This window comes from Burkholderia sp. LAS2 (assembly GCF_018417615.1).
GTDB classification, from domain to species: domain Bacteria; phylum Pseudomonadota; class Gammaproteobacteria; order Burkholderiales; family Burkholderiaceae; genus Burkholderia; species Burkholderia sola.
The window spans coordinates 2,185,605-2,204,506 of record NZ_CP071052.1; the positions used below are offsets into that span (position 1 = coordinate 2,185,605).

15 protein-coding genes are annotated in these 18,902 nt (G+C 65.1%); 12 read left to right on the plus strand and 3 right to left on the minus strand.

The annotated features are described in order from the left end of the window. Positions 1-363: 363 nt before the first annotated feature. The 3 genes from JYG37_RS10155 to JYG37_RS10165 all read left to right on the plus strand — a co-directional run bounded on the left by JYG37_RS10155 (position 364) and on the right by JYG37_RS10165 (position 3,479). Entirely contained in the window at positions 364-720 is a 357-nt protein-coding gene (locus JYG37_RS10155) for a hypothetical protein (protein ID WP_176015689.1), read from the plus strand. A 116-nt stretch (positions 721-836) separates the two neighbouring features. Then, positions 837-1,634 carry an Imm49 family immunity protein gene (locus tag JYG37_RS10160; RefSeq protein ID WP_213346066.1) on the plus strand — a complete coding sequence of 266 codons (798 nt, stop codon included), beginning with the start codon at positions 837-839 and terminating at the stop codon, positions 1,632-1,634. Between the two features lie 84 nt (positions 1,635-1,718). Beyond that, positions 1,719-3,479 (plus strand): ShlB/FhaC/HecB family hemolysin secretion/activation protein, encoded by a 1,761-nt coding sequence (locus JYG37_RS10165; RefSeq protein ID WP_176015687.1) that lies wholly within the window; start codon positions 1,719-1,721, stop codon positions 3,477-3,479. 213 nt (positions 3,480-3,692) lie between these two features. On the opposite strand, the gene JYG37_RS10170 is transcribed toward JYG37_RS10165, so the two are convergent. Both JYG37_RS10170 and JYG37_RS10175 read right to left on the minus strand, forming a co-directional pair. Beyond that, positions 3,693-4,964: a M23 family metallopeptidase gene (locus tag JYG37_RS10170; protein WP_176015686.1), complete on the minus strand. Its 1,272-nt coding sequence runs from the start codon at positions 4,962-4,964 to the stop codon at positions 3,693-3,695. A gap of 339 nt (positions 4,965-5,303) precedes the next feature. Next, positions 5,304-5,951 (minus strand): TetR family transcriptional regulator, encoded by a 648-nt coding sequence (locus JYG37_RS10175; protein WP_213346067.1) that lies wholly within the window; start codon positions 5,949-5,951, stop codon positions 5,304-5,306. 151 nt (positions 5,952-6,102) lie between these two features. Between JYG37_RS10175 and JYG37_RS10180 the strand changes: the two genes are divergently transcribed. From JYG37_RS10180 to JYG37_RS10190, 3 genes are read left to right on the plus strand one after another with little or no spacing between them, the layout of a single operon-like run. Next, positions 6,103-7,305, plus strand: a complete 1,203-nt coding sequence (locus JYG37_RS10180) for a MexX/AxyX family multidrug efflux RND transporter periplasmic adaptor subunit (protein WP_213346068.1) — start codon at positions 6,103-6,105, stop codon at positions 7,303-7,305. 15 nt (positions 7,306-7,320) lie between these two features. Next, the gene (locus tag JYG37_RS10185) at positions 7,321-10,461 is read left to right on the plus strand and encodes a multidrug efflux RND transporter permease subunit (protein ID WP_213346069.1); all 3,141 of its coding nucleotides are present in this window, start codon (positions 7,321-7,323) and stop codon (positions 10,459-10,461) included. Next, positions 10,461-11,921, plus strand: a complete 1,461-nt coding sequence (locus JYG37_RS10190; protein ID WP_050012690.1) for an efflux transporter outer membrane subunit — start codon at positions 10,461-10,463, stop codon at positions 11,919-11,921. Before JYG37_RS10185 ends, JYG37_RS10190 begins: the two co-directional genes overlap by 1 nt. A 604-nt stretch (positions 11,922-12,525) precedes the next feature. Here the strand turns inward: JYG37_RS10190 and JYG37_RS10195 are convergent. Then, positions 12,526-12,744, minus strand: coding sequence for a hypothetical protein (locus JYG37_RS10195; RefSeq protein WP_124630392.1), 219 nt, complete (start codon positions 12,742-12,744; stop codon positions 12,526-12,528). Between the two features lie 23 nt (positions 12,745-12,767). On the opposite strand from JYG37_RS10195, the gene JYG37_RS10200 reads away from it, so the two are divergent. The 6 genes from JYG37_RS10200 (at position 12,768) to JYG37_RS10225 (ending at position 18,876) form a co-directional block, all read left to right on the plus strand. After that, on the plus strand, positions 12,768-13,280 hold the full coding sequence (locus JYG37_RS10200) for a fimbrial protein (RefSeq protein WP_050012601.1): 513 nt from the start codon (positions 12,768-12,770) through the stop codon (positions 13,278-13,280). A gap of 89 nt (positions 13,281-13,369) precedes the next feature. Beyond that, complete coding sequence (locus JYG37_RS10205) at positions 13,370-15,856, plus strand: fimbria/pilus outer membrane usher protein (RefSeq protein WP_482830288.1); 2,487 nt, start codon at positions 13,370-13,372, stop codon at positions 15,854-15,856. A 17-nt stretch (positions 15,857-15,873) separates the two neighbouring features. Beyond that, a complete protein-coding gene (locus JYG37_RS10210; RefSeq protein WP_050012603.1) occupies positions 15,874-16,620 on the plus strand; it encodes a fimbrial biogenesis chaperone in 747 nt (248 codons plus the stop codon). Then, a complete protein-coding gene (locus JYG37_RS10215) occupies positions 16,617-17,639 on the plus strand; it encodes a fimbrial protein (protein ID WP_050012604.1) in 1,023 nt (340 codons plus the stop codon). The genes JYG37_RS10210 and JYG37_RS10215 overlap by 4 nt, the downstream gene beginning before the upstream one ends. 240 nt (positions 17,640-17,879) lie before the next feature. Further along, entirely contained in the window at positions 17,880-18,548 is a 669-nt protein-coding gene (locus JYG37_RS10220; RefSeq protein ID WP_050012605.1) for an RNA polymerase factor sigma-70, read from the plus strand. A gap of 85 nt (positions 18,549-18,633) precedes the next feature. Continuing rightward, positions 18,634-18,876, plus strand: a complete 243-nt coding sequence (locus tag JYG37_RS10225) for an MbtH family protein (RefSeq protein WP_050012606.1) — start codon at positions 18,634-18,636, stop codon at positions 18,874-18,876. Positions 18,877-18,902 lie beyond the last annotated feature (26 nt).

The following is an 18,902-nucleotide window of genomic DNA, read 5'->3' on the forward strand; positions in this document are numbered from 1 at the left end:
AGGCGGCTGACGGCGTTGCCGCCCACGGCCTTGATGTCGCTCGGGGTATAGTGAACATGACTACTGAGTCTGGCGGCGTTCATGCAATCGTCGTCGATTCTGTCAAGAACGGCGTGGCTTACATTCGCGATCCGTGGCCGCGTGGCGTTGGGTCTGCATATTCTGTTCCAGTGAATGCTCTGCAGGGCGTATTAACTAGAATAGGCGTGATTATCCATCCATGAGATCAATGCATTCGGTGTAACTATGAATAAAATCTGTGATCTTTACTTGCCCGTCGAGTCGATGTCGGTCGACATCAGATTTCTCAGACTTTTCGATTCTGGATTTTCGTACGATGCCGGACGCTCGTATAGTGGTTTCATGAACGTAAACGTTTCTAGGGTAAAGTTGGTTTCTGTTGTTTCCGAGTTGCGAAAAAAGAGAGTTTTATCTTTTAGTGTTCCTGTGGCGTACCGAGATGGCAAGGCCATGGATGTTCGCGAAGCAATGGAAATTGCGGAGAGTTACGCGAAGTCGAGCGGCTGCTTAATAGCCGGAGCGTCGCCTCGATCGGAATTCGCGCCTTTATTTTGGGTGTTCGATATTGTAGGCAAAGAAGGGGGCGCTGACAAAGTGGGAGGAGTAGTGATGGTGGATAAACTAGATGGTCACGTTTGGACGATGGCTGAGTGCGAGGAGTATATGTACGACTACAACAATGTGTTTTGGTTCCATTGAGATTGCTCGCCCCGACGAGTACTAAGATGTCGTCTTGGAATTGAGTCGCAGTGTCTTGTTGATGGGCTAAAAAATGGACAAACTTGCGGCTCCTGTAAAGATTAAATGAATATTATATGCCAAGAGAACTTGATTATTCGAATATTCAGATAAATGGTCTGGGTCATCTCGAAAAGCACCTTCTGGCCCTTTCTGATAAGGTGAAATTCTTTTTGGAGATTATCTCAAGCGGTAGCGGAGATCCTGATTTTTGTATGGTACGCCTTCGCTCTCACGCCATGGCTGCAGCCTTGGTATCATGGTTCAAGGGGCGTGACTTAATTTCCTTTAAGCAGTGGTGCTATGTATCTGGAAAACTGGAATTCATCACGTTTCAACGAGAGCCGAAAAGTTGGTGCCCAGCGTATCTTCTATTGATGCCGTTGTTATCGGATCACGAGGGGTTGATTCAATGGTTCTCAAGCAATGATCAGCCGTTCGACATGATTCGAGCCAATGATCCGGCGACAGCGGAATTTCATGGATACCAGGCGCTTTTGGCTCTGCGCGGTGAGTGGAAGACGTTGGAGGAGCGTTGCCTCAAGATCATTGGAAATTCGTCGACAGAGATGAAAAAGTACGAAATAGATCATCGTTTCTATCTTGCATTGTCCCGTCGAGATGTGCCGAGCATGGAGGCGACGTTACAAGAGCTCACGTCGCCAAAAGTTGCTAAGGTGCGAAACGCCGAACACGCGTTCGGCTTTACTGAAAAACTCATTGGCACCCATGCGGCGATATACGCGAAAATCGCGTGGCGCCACGGATTGAGGGTGAGGGTTGACACGCCTTGGATTCCGGAGGAGTGGCTGCCGATTGAGCCGCTAGACAAGTACCTCGATCCTTACGAGTTTATGGGGAATTTTAAAGTTTGATCGATTATTCTGCCCCTCGAATTTTTGCTCGAGCGTGGTGGTGATCATTTGTTGGGATCAGGCGGAATCAGGGATTTAAGAACAATGAAAATCAAGAAGCGGCTGGCGGCATTGCCGATCACAGCCTTAGTATCGCTCGGGGTGCAGGCGCAGCAAGCCCCCACGCCTGCCGATCAAGCCGCCGCAGCTCGCGCGAACGCCGAACAGGATCGGCAGGCGCAGCAGCAACGTGACGTGCAGCAGCGCGACGCGGCCGTACGTACTCCGTCCGTGCGTTCCGACGTGCCAAAGGTTGAAGCGTATCCGGCACTTCCCTCGGAGACGCCGTGCTTCCGCATCGATCGATTTACGCTCGATGTGCCGCCCTCATTGCCTGATGCAGCGAAGGCCCAAGGGGCATCCGCCTTGCCGATGGATCGTTTCGCGTTCGCGCGCGAATGGCTGAACCACTACGCAGGGCAATGCGTCGGTAAGCAAGGCGTAGACGTGTTAGTCAAAGGGCTGTCCCAGGCGATTCTGGCGCGCGGCTACGTCACGACGCGCGTGCTCGTTCCCGAGCAAGACCTATCGAACGGCACGCTCAGACTCTCGCTGATTCCCGGCACGATTCGCCATGTGCGCTTCGCTGATGAAAAACTGCGGGGTACATGGAAAACGGCTTTCCCCACCCGCGACGGTGAGGTGCTGAACCTGCGCGACCTCGAACAAGGCCTTGAGCAAATGAAACGCGTATCGAGTCAGGATATTTCGATGCAACTTGTTCCGGGCGAGCTTCCCGGTGAAAGCGACGTCGTGCTCGACGTAAAGCGTGGCAAGCCGTGGACCGTCGTCGCATCGGTCGACAACGCCGGCACGCGCGCGACCGGCAAGCTGCAAGGCAACCTGTCGCTTGGCATCGACAACCCGCTCGGCCTGAACGACGTCTTCAACATCGGCGTGAGCCAGGACCTCGAATTCGGCGACAAGCGTCTCGGCTCGCACGGCTGGAACGGCTTCTATTCGATTCCATGGGGCTACTGGACGGCGACGCTCTCGGCCTACACGAACACGTACTACCAGCAGATCGCTGGCGTGAACCAGACGTTCATCGCAAGCGGCAATTCGAAGACGGTCGATTTCAAGCTGGCTCGCGTGTTGTCGCGTAGTCAGAACGACGTATTCGGTGCGTACCTTCGCCTGTCGCGTCGTTTCGGACAAAGCTTTATCGAAGACACCGAGATTTCGCAGCAGCGCCGCAATAACACGATGATCGAGCTCGGCCTGACCGATCGCCACTATTTCGGCGGCGCGCAGTTCGATGGCTCACTTGCATATCGTCAAGGCGTCGGTGGATTCGGTGCTCAGGACGACAGGTTGGCAGAGGGTGGTGGGCCGACCTATCGGTTCAAGATGACCGTGCTCGACGGGAACCTGTCGGTGCCGTTCGCGATCGGCAAGCAGCCATTCCGCTATGTCGGCACATTCCACGGCCAGTACACCGGAAACACGCTGTACTACATCGACGACTTGACGATTGGCAGTCGATACACGGTACGCGGCTTCGACGGTGAAACGATGTTGGCCTCCGCACGCGGCTTCTACTGGCGCAACGAGCTACAGGCGCCGATCGGGCAGACGGGGCAGGCGCTCTATGCGGGGCTCGATTATGGCCGCGTATGGGGGCCGCAGCCGATCGCACTCGTCGGCACGCAACTGGCGGGCGCTGTGATCGGCGTGAAGGGGAGTGTCGGCACGCGATTCGGCTCCTATGCGTACGATCTCTTCGCGGGTACGCCTGTCTACAAGCCGTCGGGTTTTCCGACTGCGCGAGTGACGCTCGGTTTTCAGGTGACCGCTCAGTTCTGAATAAACGCGGTCTTGTTTGTCATGAGGGAACCAACCTCGGTCGACTACGAGGGGCAAGCGCACACCGCCGACGGTATCGAGCGCAGTTCTACTTTTACCTCGCGCCAAAACATTGGCTCAAGCCCGTGACCAACTGACGGTGTAGAGAAGAGCGCGGGAGCATTCTGACAACCGTGCGCTCTTCTCCAACCACCACGATCGTGTGCCTCGGCGTCAGCCTCGTTCTGCCGAGTAGTGCGTATCGAAAACCGCCCGCAACGTCGACGGACCGGTCGCGAAATCCCCCCACAGCGGCCCGTCGTTCTGCGCGAACGCGAACGGCGTCTTATTGATCGACGCGAGGCGGAAGCGCCATTGCGCGGCTTCCTGGCGGAATGCGGTGAGCTGCATGTCGGACAGCCCCGTCTGCGCGTTCGCGAGCGTGACGAGCGGATCGACCGGATCGTTCGCGACCCGCACCTCGAAATGCAGGTGCGGGCCGGTGGCCGCGCCCGTCATCCCGACCGAGCCGATGCGCTGGCCCTGCTTCACCGTTTCGCCGACCTTCAGCCCGCGCGCGTACGCGGACAGGTGCGCGTAGTACGTCGAATAGCCGTCCGCATGATCGACGATCACATAGCGGCCGTAGCCGCCCGGATCGGTGCCGACGAACGATACGACGCCGTCGGCCGCCGCATCGACCGGCGTGCCGCTCGGCGCGGCGAGATCGACGCCCGTATGGAACGCCATCGCCTGCGACAACGGATGGATGCGCTCGCCGAAGAACGAGCTGATGCGCGTCCACTTGACCGGCATCGTGAACGCCGCGGCTTCGAGCGGCGAGCCGTCGAGCGCGTAGTACGCGCCGTGCTCGGCGCCCGGCGCGCGGAACCAGATCGCGCCGAACGTGCGGCCGGCGACGCGCAGCTCGAGCGCGGTGAGCCGCGGCGTGCCGTCGTTCGTGTCGAACGCGACGCGGTAATAGTCGCCGCGCTGCGCACTCGCGCGCATCGCGACCTTGCCGGTGACGAGGTCGCCGAGCTGGATGCGCACTTCGGGCGGCACGTCGAGACGGTTCAGCGTATCGGACAGCGTGAGCTCGATGTCGCCCGCGCGCATCCCTTGCCGGCGATCGGGCGACGCGAACTGAAACAGGCTCGCGTAGCCGAGCATGTCGTTGCGATGCGCACTGAGTGGCGCGAACAGGCCCGGCTGCAGGCTGCGATCGTTGCGATCGACGTGTTCGTTGCGCTCGCCGATCGTGCGGGCGAGTTCGCTCGTCACGAAATGCTGCGCGGTGGGAAACGGCGTATCGGACAGCACGCGCTGCGGCAGCGCGGCCGTGCCCGAATCGACGGCGCCCGGCAATTGCGACACGGCCGGCAGCGCGGCGGCGAGGCCGAATGCGGCGAGGGCGCCGAGCACGGCCGCCGGCACAAGCGCGCGCACGGCGCGCTGCGCGCGACCGGGCGCGACGGCATCAGGGGTTGCGACAGACTTGACCAAGGTGTCCACATCCAGGAAAGCGGTTCAAAGGGGTGTGGGCGGGGGCCGCCGGCGGCACATCCGTCGAACGGCGACGGGGCGGGCGGCGGGCGTGCAACAAAACAGGCCCCGCCAGGGGCCTGTGTCGTTTCCGTTCGACCCAACCTGCGGGGCGGTGCCCGCTTCGAACGGCGGCGTGCATACCGGGTCGAACCCGGTTATCACGAAGACGCTAAAGAAAGATGACAGCGTCAGTCTACCGATGTTCCGCGAAACGTTAAAAATTTTAAAGAGGGTCGGCTCACTCGTTTCGCACTGCGGTAAATCGGGTTAAATCAGCATTTGTTACGACGATTTCCGTTAGTCCGGCAATTTTTGCGCGCGTCTGCGCAGGGCGGCGGACGTGCGCACGGCGTCGAAACCGGCGTCGAGCATCGCCTCGGCGTCGTTCCATAGGTTGCCGCGCAGCCAGTTGGTCCAGATCATCGACGCGAACACGCCTTCGAGCAGCGACACGAGGTAGACGGCGGCCAGATGCACGTCGAGATCGGCGGCCACTTCGCCGGCCGCGATCGCGCGACGCAGCAGCGCCTTGGTGATCCGCAGCATCTGCAGCTCGAGCAGCATGCGGCGCCGCTGCAGCGCGCCGTTTTCCTCGCTCTGCTCGCATTTCGTATAGAGGATCACGAGCACGCGCTGCATCGGGCCCGGCTCGCCGCATTCCTGCAAGTAGTGCGACGCGGCGCGCCGCAATGTAGCGAGCGGCGGCAGGCCGTCGCCCGCGTCGAACCCCTCGGACGTGCGCGCGAACGCGCGGTCGCACATCGCCAAACACACTTCCATCTTGTTGCGGTAGTGGCCGTAGACGGCACCCCGCGACATCCCGGCGGCCTCGGCGAGGTCCGCCATCGCGGTTTGCGCGACGCCTCTTTCGAGCAGCACGAGCTCGGCGGCGTCGAGGATCCGGTGCTTGATGGCGAGCGATTCTTCCCGGGTCTTGCGGGCCATGTCGTGAAATTCCTTACAGTTCGCTGTCGTTTTATTGAGACAGTGCGTCAGCCGGATGGAAAGCGGATGTATTTAATCAGTCGTGACTGATTATAATCGGCCACCCTGAGCCGCCGCATTGTATCGGCGGCGAACGATCCGAGGTCAGAACATGAATAACAAACGCACCCTGTGGCGCCGCCTGCGGCTGGCGCCGTTCGCGCTCGCGGCGCTGCTGGCCGTGGCCGGATGCGGAAAGGGCGACAAGGACGCCGCGCCGGAGACCACGAAGCAGGCCACCGTCGTGACGGTGCGCCCGACGACCGTGCCGATGACGGTCGAACTGCCGGGCCGGCTCGATGCGTACCGGCAGGCGGAAGTCCGCGCACGGGTCGCGGGCATCGTCACCGCGCGCACCTACGAGGAAGGCCAGGAGGTGAAGCAGGGCGCGGTGCTGTTCCGCATCGATCCCGCGCCGCTGAAGGCCGCGCGCGACGCCGCGCAGGGTGCGCTCGCGAAGGCGCAGGCCGCCGCGCTCGCGGCGACCGACAAGCGCCGTCGTTACGACGATCTCGTGCGCGATCGCGCGGTGAGCGAGCGCGACCACACCGAAGCCGTCGCGGCCGATACGCAGGCGAAGGCCGAGGTCGCGTCCGCGAAGGCCGAACTCTCGCGCGCGCAACTGCAGCTCGACTACGCGACCGTCACCGCGCCGATCGCGGGCCGCGCACGGCGCGCGCTCGTGACCGAGGGCGCGCTCGTCGGCCAGGACCAGGCGACGCCGCTCACGACCGTCGAGCAGCTCGATCCGATCTACGTGAACTTCTCGCAGCCGGCCGCCGACGTCGACGCATTGCGTCGCGCGGTGAAGAGCGGGCGCGCAACGGGCATCGCGCAGCACGATGTCGCGGTGACGCTGCTGCGCGCCGACGGCACCGCATATCCGCTGAAGGGCAAGCTGCTGTTCAGCGATCTCGCGGTCGACCCGACCACCGACACCGTCGCGATGCGCGCGCTGTTCCCGAATCCGGAGCGCGAACTGCTGCCGGGCGCGTATGTGCGGATCGCGCTCGACACGGCGGTCGACCGGCGCGCGATCCTCGTGCCGCGCGACGCGCTGCTGCGCACGGCCGACCGTACGTCGGTGCGTGTCGTCGGCGCGAACGGCAAGGTCAAGGACGTCGAGGTCACAGCCGACCAGATGAGCGGCCATGACTGGCGCATCACGCGCGGCCTCGCGGGCGGCGAGCGCGTGATCGTCGACGACGTCGCGCAGTTCGCGCCCGATACGGCCGTCCAGCCCGTCGAAAAGGCGCCGCCGTCGAAGGCGGCGCCGGCAGCGGCCGCTTCGCAGGCGGCCGCCCGTCAAACCTGACCGGTTCAAACCAACATGGCACGTTTCTTCATCGATCGCCCCGTCTTCGCATGGGTGATCGCGATCTTCATCATGCTGGGTGGCCTGTTCGCGATTCGCGCGCTGCCCGTCGCGCAGTACCCGGACATCGCGCCGCCCGTCGTCAGCATTTATGCGACGTACCCGGGCGCGTCCGCGCAGGTCGTCGAGGAATCGGTGACCGCGCTGATCGAGCGCGAGATGAACGGCGCGCCGGGGCTGCTGTATACGTCCGCGACGAGCAGCGCCGGCGCGGCGTCGCTGTACCTGACGTTCAAGCAGGGCGTGAACGCCGATCTCGCGGCCGTCGAAGTGCAGAACCGGCTGAAGACGGTCGACGCGCGCCTGCCCGAGCCCGTGCGCCGCGACGGCATCCAGGTCGAGAAGGCCGCCGACAATATCCAGCTCGTCGTGTCGCTGACGTCCGACGACGGCCGGATGACCGACGTGCAGCTCGGCGAATACGCGTCGGCGAACGTCGTGCAGGCGCTGCGCCGCGTCGAGGGCGTCGGCAAGGTGCAGTTCTGGGGCGCCGAATATGCGATGCGGATCTGGCCCGACCCGGTGAAGCTGGCCGGGCACGGGCTCACCGCGTCGGACATCGCGTCGGCCGTGCGCGCGCACAACGCGCGCGTGACGATCGGCGACATCGGCCGCAGCGCGGTGCCGGACAGCGCGCCGATCGCGGCGACCGTGTTCGCGGACGCGCCGCTGAAGACGCCGGCCGATTTCGGCGCGATCGCGCTGCGCGCGCGGGCCGACGGCGCCGCGCTGTTCCTGCGTGACGTCGCCCGCGTCGAATTCGGCGGCAACGACTACAACTATCCGTCGTACGTGAACGGCAAGGTCGCGACCGGGATGGGCATCAAGCTCGCGCCGGGCTCGAACGCGGTGTCCACCGAGAAGCGCGTGCGCGCGACGATGGACGAGCTGTCCCGATACTTCCCGCCGGGCGTGAAATACCAGATTCCGTACGAGACGTCGTCGTTCGTGCGCGTGTCGATGAACAAGGTCGTCACGACGCTGATCGAGGCCGGCGTGCTGGTGTTCCTCGTGATGTTCCTGTTCATGCAGAACCTGCGAGCGACGCTGATCCCGACGCTCGTCGTGCCGGTCGCGCTCGCGGGCACGTTCGGCGTGATGTATGCGGCGGGCTTCTCGATCAACGTGCTGACGATGTTCGGGATGGTGCTCGCGATCGGCATCCTCGTCGACGACGCGATCGTCGTCGTCGAGAACGTCGAGCGGCTGATGGTCGAGGAGGGGCTCGCGCCGTACGACGCGACCGTCAAGGCGATGCAGCAGATCAGCGGCGCGATCGTCGGGATCACCGTGGTGCTGACGTCGGCGTTCGTGCCGATGGCGTTCTTCGGCGGCGCGGTGGGCAACATCTACCGGCAGTTCGCGCTGTCGCTCGCGGTGTCGATCGGCTTCTCGGCCTTCCTCGCGCTGTCGCTGACACCCGCGCTGTGCGCGACGCTGCTCAAGCCGGTGGCCGGCGATCATCACGAGAAGCGCGGCTTCTTCGGCGGGTTCAACCGCTTCGTCGCGCGCGCGACGCAGCGCTATGCGACGCGGGTCGGCACGATGCTGAAGAAGCCGCTGCGCTGGCTCGTCGTGTACGGCGCGCTGACCGCGGCCGCGGTGCTGATGCTCACGCAGTTGCCGACCGCATTCCTGCCGGACGAGGACCAGGGCAACTTCATGGTGATGGTGATCCGCCCGCAAGGCACGCCGCTCGCGGAAACGATGCAGAGCGTGCGCGCGGTCGAGTCGGCGATCCGCCGCGACGAGCCGACCGCCTATACGTATGCGCTCGGCGGCTTCAACCTGTACGGCGAAGGGCCGAACGGCGGGATGATCTTCGTCACGCTGAAGAACTGGAAGGCGCGCAAGGCCGTGCGCGATCACGTGCAGTCGATCGTCGCGCGCATCAACGAGCGCTTCGCGGGCACGCCGAACACGACGGTCTTCGCGATGAACTCGCCGGCGCTGCCCGATCTCGGCTCGTCGAGCGGCTTCGACTTCCGGCTGCAGAACCGCGGCGGGCTCGACTACGCGACGTTCAGCGCCGCGCGCGAGCAACTGCTCGCGGCGGGCGGCAAGGATCGCGCGCTCACCGACCTGATGTTCGCGGGCACGCAGGATGCGCCGCAACTGAAGCTCGACATCGATCGCGCGAAGGCGTCCGCGCTCGGCGTGTCGATGGACGAGATCAACACGACGCTCGCGGTGATGTTCGGCTCCGACTATATCGGCGACTTCATGCACGGCACGCAGGTGCGGCGCGTGATGGTGCAGGCCGACGGGCGGCACCGGCTCGATCCGGACGACGTGAAGAAGCTGCGCGTGCGCAACGCGCGCGGCGAGATGGTGCCGCTCGCGGCGTTCACGACGCTGCACTGGACGATGGGGCCGCCGCAGCTCACGCGCTACAACGGCTATCCGTCGTTCACGATCAACGGCTCGGCCGCGGCCGGCCACAGCAGCGGCGACGCGATGGCCGCGATCGAGCGGATCGCCGCGAAGCTGCCGGCCGGCATCGGCCATGCGTGGTCGGGGCAGTCGTTCGAGGAGCGGCTGTCGGGCGCGCAGGCGCCGATGCTGTTCGCGCTGTCGGTGCTCGTCGTGTTCCTCGCGCTCGCGGCGCTCTACGAGAGCTGGTCGATTCCGTTCGCGGTGATGCTGGTCGTGCCGCTCGGCGTGATCGGCGCGGTGCTCGGCGTGACGCTGCGGATGATGCCGAACGACATCTATTTCAAGGTGGGGCTGATCGCGACGATCGGGCTGTCCGCGAAGAACGCGATCCTGATCGTCGAAGTCGCGAAGGATCTCGTCGCGCAGCGCATGTCGCTCGTCGACGCGGCGCTCGAGGCCGCGCGCCTGCGGCTGCGGCCGATCGTGATGACGTCGCTCGCGTTCGGCGTCGGCGTGCTGCCGCTCGCGTTCGCGTCGGGCGCCGCGTCCGGCGCGCAGACGGCGATCGGCACCGGCGTGCTCGGCGGCGTGATCACGGCGACCGTGCTCGCGGTGTTCCTCGTCCCGCTGTTTTTCGTGATCGTCGGCCGCCTGTTCGACGTCGGCCCGCGCCGGCGCGGCGGTGCGCAGCCGACGACGATGGAGGGTTCGCAACCATGATGTTCGCGCTGAATGCACGCGCCGCGCGGCGGGCGCCGGTCGCGCTGGCCGCCGCGCTCGCGCTCGCCGGGTGCTCGCTCGCGCCGCGTTACGAGCGCCCGGCGGCGCCGGTGCCGGCGTCCTATGCGCCGGTCGACGGCAGTACGGCGCCGGCGGCCCTACCGAGCGCGGCACGGGATGCCGCGCTGCTCGACGACTGGCATGCGTATTTCACCGATCCGGCGCTGCAGGCGTGGATCGACGCGGCGCTCGCGAACAATCGCGACCTGCGGATCGCGGCCGGCCGGCTCGAGGAAGCGCGCGCGCTGTACGGCGTGCAGCGCGCGGACCGGATGCCGTCGGTCGACGCGAATCTCGGCTACGAACGCGCGCGCCAGTACGACCCGGTCGTGCGCGAAAGCGCGATCAGCGGGCTGTATCGTGCGGGCGTCGGCGTCAGCGCATACGAGCTCGATCTGTTCGGCCGGGTGCGCAACCTGTCCGACGCGGCGCTCGCCGAGTATTTCGCGACTGCCGACGCGCAGCGCACGGTCCGTATCGGTGTGATCGCCGAGGTGGCGGGCGCGTACGTTTCCGAACGATCGTTGCACGAGCAACTGGCGCTCGCTGAGCGCACGCTCGAAGCCCGCGAACGGGTGGCCGCGCTCACGCAACGCCGCTATGCCGCCGGCACGAGCGACGCGATCGAGCTGCGTTCGGCCGAGATGCTGGTGGCGTCCGCGCGCGCGTCGCAGGCCGCGCTGCAACGCGAGCATGCGCAGGCCGTACGGGCGCTGCAACTGCTGGCGGGCGACTTCGCGCGCAACGTGCCCGACGACGCGACCGCGCTCGACACGCTGTCGATCGCGCCCGTGGCGCCGGGCGCGCCGAGCGAACTGCTCGAACGGCGGCCAGACATCCGGCAGGCCGAGGCGCGGCTGAAGGCCGCGAACGCGAACATCGGCGCGGCGCGCGCGGCGTTCTTCCCGCGCGTCGCGCTGACGACCGACTACGGCTCGGTGAGCGACGCGTTCTCGAGCCTGTTCGCGGCCGGCACCAGCGTGTGGACGTTCGCGCCGCGCATCACGCTGCCGATCTTCGCGGGCGGTCGCAATCGCGCGAACCTCGACGTCGCGCACGCGCGCAAGGACATCGCGGTCGCCGAATACGAGAAGGCGGTGCAGACCGCGTTTCGCGAAGTGGCCGATGCGTTCGCCGCGCGCGACTGGATCGACCGGCAGCTTGCCGCGCAGCAGGACGTATATGCGGCGGACGGCGCACGGCTGAGGCTCGCGGAGCGCCGCTATGCGGGCGGCGTCGCGACCTATCTCGAGCTGCTCGACGCGCAGCGCAGCACGTACGAGTCGGGGCAGGAGCTGATCCGGCTCAGGCAGCTCAGGCTCGCGAACGCAATCGCGCTGTATCGCGCGCTCGGCGGCGGCTGGGCGCCGGCAACGGCGGAGGCCGCGGCTTCCGCGTGACGTGCGACGCGTCGCCTGACGCGGCAGCGTGTCGGGCGACATGACGGCGGCCGTACGATTCAACGTGCGGCCGCTGCTTCGACAGCGCGTGATGCCCGTCGTTTCGCCGCGCGGCATCGGCGCTTCCTGGCGCTGTTCCGCGCCTCCTTTTCATCTCCCGGCAGGGCAGAGCGGTTGCTTCCCTGCCACCCGCATCCGGCGACCGGTCGTGCCGCTCCCCGGCGCAAACGTGTGCCGCGTTCTTTCCTTTTTCATCTCGTCCAATCCGGCAAGCGAGCCGCGTTCCAGCGGCCGCGCATGCATGCGATTCAAGATCGGCAATTGACGAATGGATTAATCAACATATCGGAATTAATGGTGGCGGCAAAGTGTCGCGGTAAAACGTTTGTATTCTTGCGCAATCGTTTGCGCGATAAATCCATATTGATGGAATGCCATCGTTAATTTCCTGTCAGTTGAAAATGATTCGATATTGGCGTTGTAATCGGACAACGATGGCGGTGTTGGACAATGTTTTGTCCTTTGAGTGGCGGTCCTGCTCAAGCCGGCGCCAGCAAGGAAGTGCGCGGCGTCGATGATTATCGGCAAGAAATTCCCTTAATCTTCAATCGGTTCCGGAAAATAAAAAAGGACTGCGGATAAAAAATCCGGGATTGAAAATGGAGGGGAAATAATGGGGTTTTAGAGGGGTAAATCGAACATTGTCAGATGCATTTGACAATGATTTACAGACATCTTTCGTGGTTATCTCGATAATGCCGCCTCGTGTCGGACGGGAGCCACCACGCGCTGTCGTTTGTGTCCGCCACGTCGTCCATTCCATTTGCACTCCTTACGGGAAACCTCATGAAAAAATCCATCCTGAGCGCTGTCGCACTCGCAGCCCTGTCCACCTCGGCCTTCGCAGCGGGCACCGGCACGATCAACTTCACGGGCGAGATCGTCGCGGGCGCATGCGGCATCGACTCGGGCTCGGTCAACCAGACCGTGAACCTCGGCAAGGTGCCGACCAACGTGTTCAAGCAAGCCGGCGACAAGTCCACGCCGACCAACTTCGACATCAAGCTGACCGATTGCGACACCAGCGTCGCGAAGAACGCGTACTTCACGTTCACGGGCACGTCGAGCGCGGGCCAGCCGAAGCTGCTCGCCACGATCGGTTCGGCAACCAACGTCGGCATCCGCCTGCAGGCCGCGTCGGGCGAATACCTCGACAACGGCGCCGAGCAGAAGGCGCCGACGCTGCTGCAGAACGGCACGAACATCGCGCGCTTCGCGGCGATGTACGAAGCGACGGCAGCCGGCGTGACGCCGGGTACCGCCGACGGCGTCGCGAACTTCACGGTCCGCTACCAGTAAGCATCCGTACCGGAGGAGGGATGCGTGCATCCCTTCCTCCTTCGTCCTTCCTCTCGTTTTCCTTCTCCTCGGACTCCCGGTAGCACCGCGTGCGAATCAGACATTCCTTCCTTTGCGTCTCCGTGCTGGTCGTCGGCAGCCAGAGCCAGGCGACGGAATTCAATTCGTCGTTCCTCGACATCGACGGAACGCGCAACGTCGACCTGTCGCAGTTCTCGCAGGCCGACTTCACGCTGCCCGGCGAGTACATGCTCGACGTGCAGGTCAACGACCTGTACCTCGGATTGCAGCCGATCGAATTCGTGGCGGTCGATGCGACGGGCGCGGGCAAGCCGTGCCTGCGGCCGGAGCTCGTCGCGCGGTTCGGCCTGAAGCCGTCGCTGGTCAAGGACCTGCCGCGCTTCCGGGGCGGCAGTTGCGTCGACCTGGCCGCGATCGAAGGGGCGACCGTGCGTTACCTGAAAAGCGACGGGCGGCTCAAGATCACGATTCCGCAGGCGGCGCTCGAATTCACCGATTCGACCTACCTGCCGCCGGAGCACTGGTCCGAAGGGATTCCCGGCGCGATGCTCGACTATCGCGTGATCGCGAACACGAACCGCAACTTCGGTGCGGGCGGCGGGCAAACGAATGCGATCCAGGCGTACGGGACGGTCGGCGCGAACTGGGATGCGTGGCGTTTTCGCGGCGACTACCAGGCGCAATCGAACGTGGGCAACACCGCGTACGCGGATCGCACGTTCCGCTTCAGCCGGCTTTATGCGTTTCGCGCGCTGCCGTCGATCCAGTCGACGGTGACGTTCGGCGACGACTACCTGACCTCCGACATTTTCGACACGTTCGCGCTGACGGGCGCGTCGATCCGCAGCGACGACCGCATGCTGCCGCCGTCGCTGCGCGGCTATGCGCCGCTGATCTCGGGCGTCGCGCGCACCAACGCGACCGTGACCGTGTCGCAGGCCGGCCGCGTGCTGTACGTGACGCGCGTGTCGCCGGGCGCATTTGCGCTGCAGAACATCAACACGAGCGTGCAGGGCACGCTCGACGTCGCGGTCGAGGAAGAGGACGGCAGCGTGCAGCGCTTCCAGGTGACGACGGCCGCCGTGCCGTTCCTCGCGCGCACCGGCCAGTTGCGCTACAAGGCCGCGGTCGGCAAGCCGCGGCTGTTCGGCGGCGCCGGCATCACGCCGTTCTTCGGCTTCGGCGAAATCGCGTACGGCCTGCCGTTCGACGTCACCGCCTATGGCGGCTTCATCGCCGCGTCGGGCTATACGTCGATCGCGCTCGGCGTCGGCCGCGATTTCGGCGCGTTCGGCGCGGTGTCGGCCGACGTCACGCATGCGCGGGCGCGCTTGTGGTGGAACGGCGCGACACGCAACGGCAACTCGTATCGGATCAACTATTCGAAGCACTTCGACGGGCTCGATGCGGACGTGCGCTTCTTCGGCTACCGCTTCTCCGAGCGCGAGTACACCAGCTTCGCGCAGTTCTCCGGCGACCCGACCGCGTACGGCCTCGCCAACAGCAAGCAGCGCTATTCGGCGACGCTGTCGAAGCGCTTCGGCGACACGTCGACCTATTTCTCGTACGACCAGACGACCTACTGGGCGCGCGCGTCCGAGCAGCGCGTCGGCCTGACGCTCACGCGTGCATTCTCGATCGGCACGCTGCGCAACCTGAACGTCAGCGTGTCGGCATTCCGCACGCAAAGCGCCGGCGCGAGCGGCAACCAGTTCTCGGTCACCGCGACGCTGCCGATCGGCGGCCGCCATACCGTCACGTCGAACCTGACGACGGGCAACGGCAGCACCAGCGTGAACGCGGGCTACATCTACGACGATCCGGCCGGCCGCACCTATCAGGTCAATGCGGGCGAGACCGACGGCCGCGCGTCGGCGAACGCGAGCTTCCGGCAGCGCACGTCGGCGTACCAGCTCACCGCGCAGGCATCGACGCTCGCCAATGCGTATGCGGCCGCGTCGCTCGAAGTCGACGGCTCGTTCGTCGCCACGCAGTACGGCGTGTCCGCGCACGCGAACGGCAACGCGGGCGATACGCGGCTGCTGGTGTCGACCGACGGCGTGCCCGACGTGCCGCTGTCCGGCACGCTCACGCACACCGATTCGCGCGGCTACGCGGTCCTCGACGGCATCTCGCCTTACAACGTGTACGACGCGACCGTGAACGTCGAGAAGCTGCCGCTCGAAGTGCAGGTGACGAACCCGATCCAGCGCATGGTGCTGACCGACGGCGCGATCGGCTTCGTGAAGTTCTCCGCCGCGCGCGGCAGCAACCTGTACCTGACGCTGACCGACGCGGCCGGCCACGCGCTGCCGTTCGGCGCGTCGGTGCAGGACGCGGCGAACGGCAAGGAGCTCGGCATCGTCGGCGAGGGCGGCGCGGCGTTCCTGACCCAGGTTCAGCCGAAATCCGCGCTGGCGGTGCGGGCGGGCGAACGCACGCTGTGCACGATCGACGCGCTGCCGAATCAGCTCCAACTCGAAGGCACGCCGATTCCGGTGACGTGCCGGACACCGGGCGAGTCGCATGCGGCGGCCGCGCGGGTCGAACGATGATTTTCATGGATCCAGCGATGAAGAACGCTTTCTCCCTTTCTTTCCCGCGGCGCGCGCTGTGCGCGTTCGCGACCGTCGGCGCGATGCTGGCTGGCGCCGCGCAGGCGGCGATCGTGCCCGATCGCACGCGCGTGATCTTCAACGAAGGCGAGCAGGCCGCGATCGTGACGATCACCAACAAGAGCGCGACATATCCGTATCTCGTGCAGTCGTGGCTCGAGGACGCGAAGGGCAACAAGACCACGTCGCCGCTGATGGTCGTGCCGCCGCTGCAGCGCATCGAGGCGAACGAGCGCAACGTGCTGCGGATCGCGAAGCTGCCGGGCACCGAGTTGCCGGCCGATCGCGAAACGGTGTTCTACCTGAACATCCGCGAAGTGCCGCCGAAGACCGATACGCCGAACACGCTGCAGATCGCGCTGCATACGCAGATGAAGCTGTTCTACCGGCCGAAGGCCGTGCAGCCCGCGCGCGACGAGGACTGGACGCTGCCGATGACGCTGCGGGTGGAGGCGGCCGCGCACAAGCTGGTGTTCGACAACCCGACGCCGTACCACGTGACGGTGGTCGACGTGAGCGCGGGCGCGCAGAAGACGCCGGTGCCGATCGAGCCGGTGATGGTGAGCCCGATGAGCACGGCCGACGTGCCGTTCAAGGCCGCGACGCCGGCGACGCTGTTCGTCACGCATATCGACGATTACGGCGGCCAGGTGGCGGTCGAGTATGCGTGCGACGCCGGTGTGTGCAAGAGCGTGAAGCAATGAGCGCGGGCATGCGTCATCGGGCGGCGCCGGCGGCATGGCTGCGCTGGGTCGTCCTCGCGCTGCTGATCGCGGCCGTGCAGCCGGCGTGGGCGCTGCGCTGCCTGACGAACAGCGGCGCGACGTCGTTGACCGAGCCGATCGGCGGCGTGGCGTCGTATCCGACCGACGCGCCGGACGGCTACGTGATCTGGGTGTCGCCGGTGCGCACGACGTCGGGGTATTGCTACAAGGACCTGGGGGACGCCGGCAGCCTGAAGGTCGTCGACAACATCTACTTCTACGCGAATCCGAATCGTACGGACCCTGCCGCATGGGGACTCGAGATCGGCATCCGCTACAAGGGCGTCGATTATTTCGACAAGACCAGCAATCGCGGCGGCGGGGTGTTTACCGGGTATTCGGTGCCGCCGTGCACCCGGTACGACTTCGACCGCGGGCGTTGCCAGCGCACGAACATCAGCATCGACTACCAGGTCGTCGTGCGCAAGAAGGGCAACTGGATCCAGCCGCCGAGCGATATCTACACGGTGTTCCAGTTCGACGGCGAGTTCGGGCTGAATGCGTTCGGCACGAGCTTCCAGTACCGGCTGAGCGGCCTGCGCAACCTCAAGCCGACGCCGTGCTTCGTCGACGTCCTCGTGACGCCCGAACCGGGCATCGTCAATTTCGGGCAGGTGCAGGCGGCGGGTAACGGCTTCATGCCGGCGGTGCCCCGCAAGCGGTTCTCGTTGTCGCTGACCAAGAAATGCAACGTCGCGGTGCGGGTGGACGGGTATTTCGAAACGAGTTTTCCGGTCCAGAACGGTTTGCTGGTGCCGGCGCAGGACAGCAATTTCGGGATCGGCATCGAGGATAGCCAGGGCAAGGCCATTCCGTTCAACCAGCAGTTCACGCTGGCTCAGTTCGCGTCCAACGTAATGAATCAGAGCGTGCTGATGGACGCGGTGCTGAAGTCGTTCGGGCCGCCGAAGATCGGGCGGTTCGATGCGACGGCGACGATCCGGTTGTTCATCTACTGACGGCGGTGGGCGCGGCCGCGTCGTGAATCTCGGCCGTTTCGGTCACCGGGCAACTTCGTTCGGCCCGGAAAGCTTGCCGTGCTTCGTAGACCCGTCGCGTTCGTCCTGTCCGCCGAAGCAGGCATTCCGGCAATTGTTCAGACAAATCCCACTAACCTAAAGGGTTATCTCGTAATCGGATTGAGAATGATTTGCGTTTACGTTAAATTCCCTTATCTCGGAATTTGACGGAGCAGATCGATGGCGATGGCGGAAGTGCTCGACCGACCGGTAGCGGCAGCGGCAAACCCGTTCCTCGGCAGTTATCCGGACCTGCCGCCGCGCGCCGCGCCGCGTGCGCGCCGGGCGTCCGAGCCGCGTGCGCAGGGCGCGCTGCTCGATGTGCTGATCTCGCATCGCGCGATGCTCGTCAACGTCGCGCGCGGCTTCGTCGGCTGCGCGAGCCGCGCGGAGGACGTCGTGCACGACGTGTTCGTGAAACTCGTCGAGTTCCCCAATCAGGACGCGGTGCGCCAGCCGGTCGCGTACGTGACGCGGATGGTGCGCAACGCATCGATCGACGCGTGCCGCCGGCAAAGCCTCGAAAACGTCTATCACACCGAAGAGGACGACGGCTACGACGTGCCGTCGCCCGAGCCGACGCCGGAAGCCGCGTTGATGACGCGCGATACGCTGCGGCGCGTGTGCGCCGCGCTCGACGACCTGCCGGCGCGCAGCCGGGCGGCATTCGAGATGGTGCGGCTGCGCGAGGAGACGCTGCAGACCGCGGCGCGCGCGCTGAACGTGTCGCAGACGCTCGTGCATTTCATGGTGCGCGACGCGGAGCGCCACTGCGCGGAATGCCTCGACGCATGCCATCGCGGCGTCGCCTGCCCGGTGTTCCTGGGCGGCCGCGCACGGCGGCGGTAAAAAAACGCGCCGGCCAACCGTCTATCAGACAGGAGCGGCCGAATTCGCCGCTTCGCTTCCTTCAACCGCCCAGCGATTTCCGATCATGACGCAAGCCCCGACGCCTTCCGCCGACACCGACGATCTCGTCTATACGGTCGTCATCAACGACGAAGAACAGTATTCGATCTGGCCGACGTTCCGGCCCGTGCCCGCCGGCTGGCGCGAGATCGGCGTGAGCGGCCCGAAGGCCGACTGTCTCGCGCACATCGAAACCGTCTGGACCGACATGCGCCCCGCGAGCCTGCGCCGCGCGATGGACGGCGAGCGCGCGACGCGCGCGTCGTGACCCGTTGCGCCGCATGTGCGGCGCGT

What these genes read in the sequence shown, in the direction of transcription:
- JYG37_RS10155 (WP_176015689.1), top strand. Translation starts at nt 364, where the DNA reads ATGAACGTAAACGTTTCTAGGGTAAAGTTGGTTTCTGTTGTTTCCGAG.
- JYG37_RS10160 (WP_213346066.1), top strand. Translation starts at nt 837, where the DNA reads ATGCCAAGAGAACTTGATTATTCGAATATTCAGATAAATGGTCTGGGT.
- JYG37_RS10165 (WP_176015687.1), top strand. Translation starts at nt 1,719, where the DNA reads ATGAAAATCAAGAAGCGGCTGGCGGCATTGCCGATCACAGCCTTAGTA.
- JYG37_RS10175 (WP_213346067.1), bottom strand. Translation starts at nt 5,951, where the DNA reads ATGGCCCGCAAGACCCGGGAAGAATCGCTCGCCATCAAGCACCGGATC.
- JYG37_RS10180 (WP_213346068.1), top strand. Translation starts at nt 6,103, where the DNA reads ATGAATAACAAACGCACCCTGTGGCGCCGCCTGCGGCTGGCGCCGTTC.
- JYG37_RS10185 (WP_213346069.1), top strand. Translation starts at nt 7,321, where the DNA reads ATGGCACGTTTCTTCATCGATCGCCCCGTCTTCGCATGGGTGATCGCG.
- JYG37_RS10190 (WP_050012690.1), top strand. Translation starts at nt 10,461, where the DNA reads ATGTTCGCGCTGAATGCACGCGCCGCGCGGCGGGCGCCGGTCGCGCTG.
- JYG37_RS10195 (WP_124630392.1), bottom strand. Translation starts at nt 12,744, where the DNA reads ATGGAATGGACGACGTGGCGGACACAAACGACAGCGCGTGGTGGCTCC.
- JYG37_RS10200 (WP_050012601.1), top strand. Translation starts at nt 12,768, where the DNA reads ATGAAAAAATCCATCCTGAGCGCTGTCGCACTCGCAGCCCTGTCCACC.
- JYG37_RS10210 (WP_050012603.1), top strand. Translation starts at nt 15,874, where the DNA reads ATGAAGAACGCTTTCTCCCTTTCTTTCCCGCGGCGCGCGCTGTGCGCG.
- JYG37_RS10215 (WP_050012604.1), top strand. Translation starts at nt 16,617, where the DNA reads ATGAGCGCGGGCATGCGTCATCGGGCGGCGCCGGCGGCATGGCTGCGC.
- JYG37_RS10220 (WP_050012605.1), top strand. Translation starts at nt 17,880, where the DNA reads ATGGCGATGGCGGAAGTGCTCGACCGACCGGTAGCGGCAGCGGCAAAC.
- JYG37_RS10225 (WP_050012606.1), top strand. Translation starts at nt 18,634, where the DNA reads ATGACGCAAGCCCCGACGCCTTCCGCCGACACCGACGATCTCGTCTAT.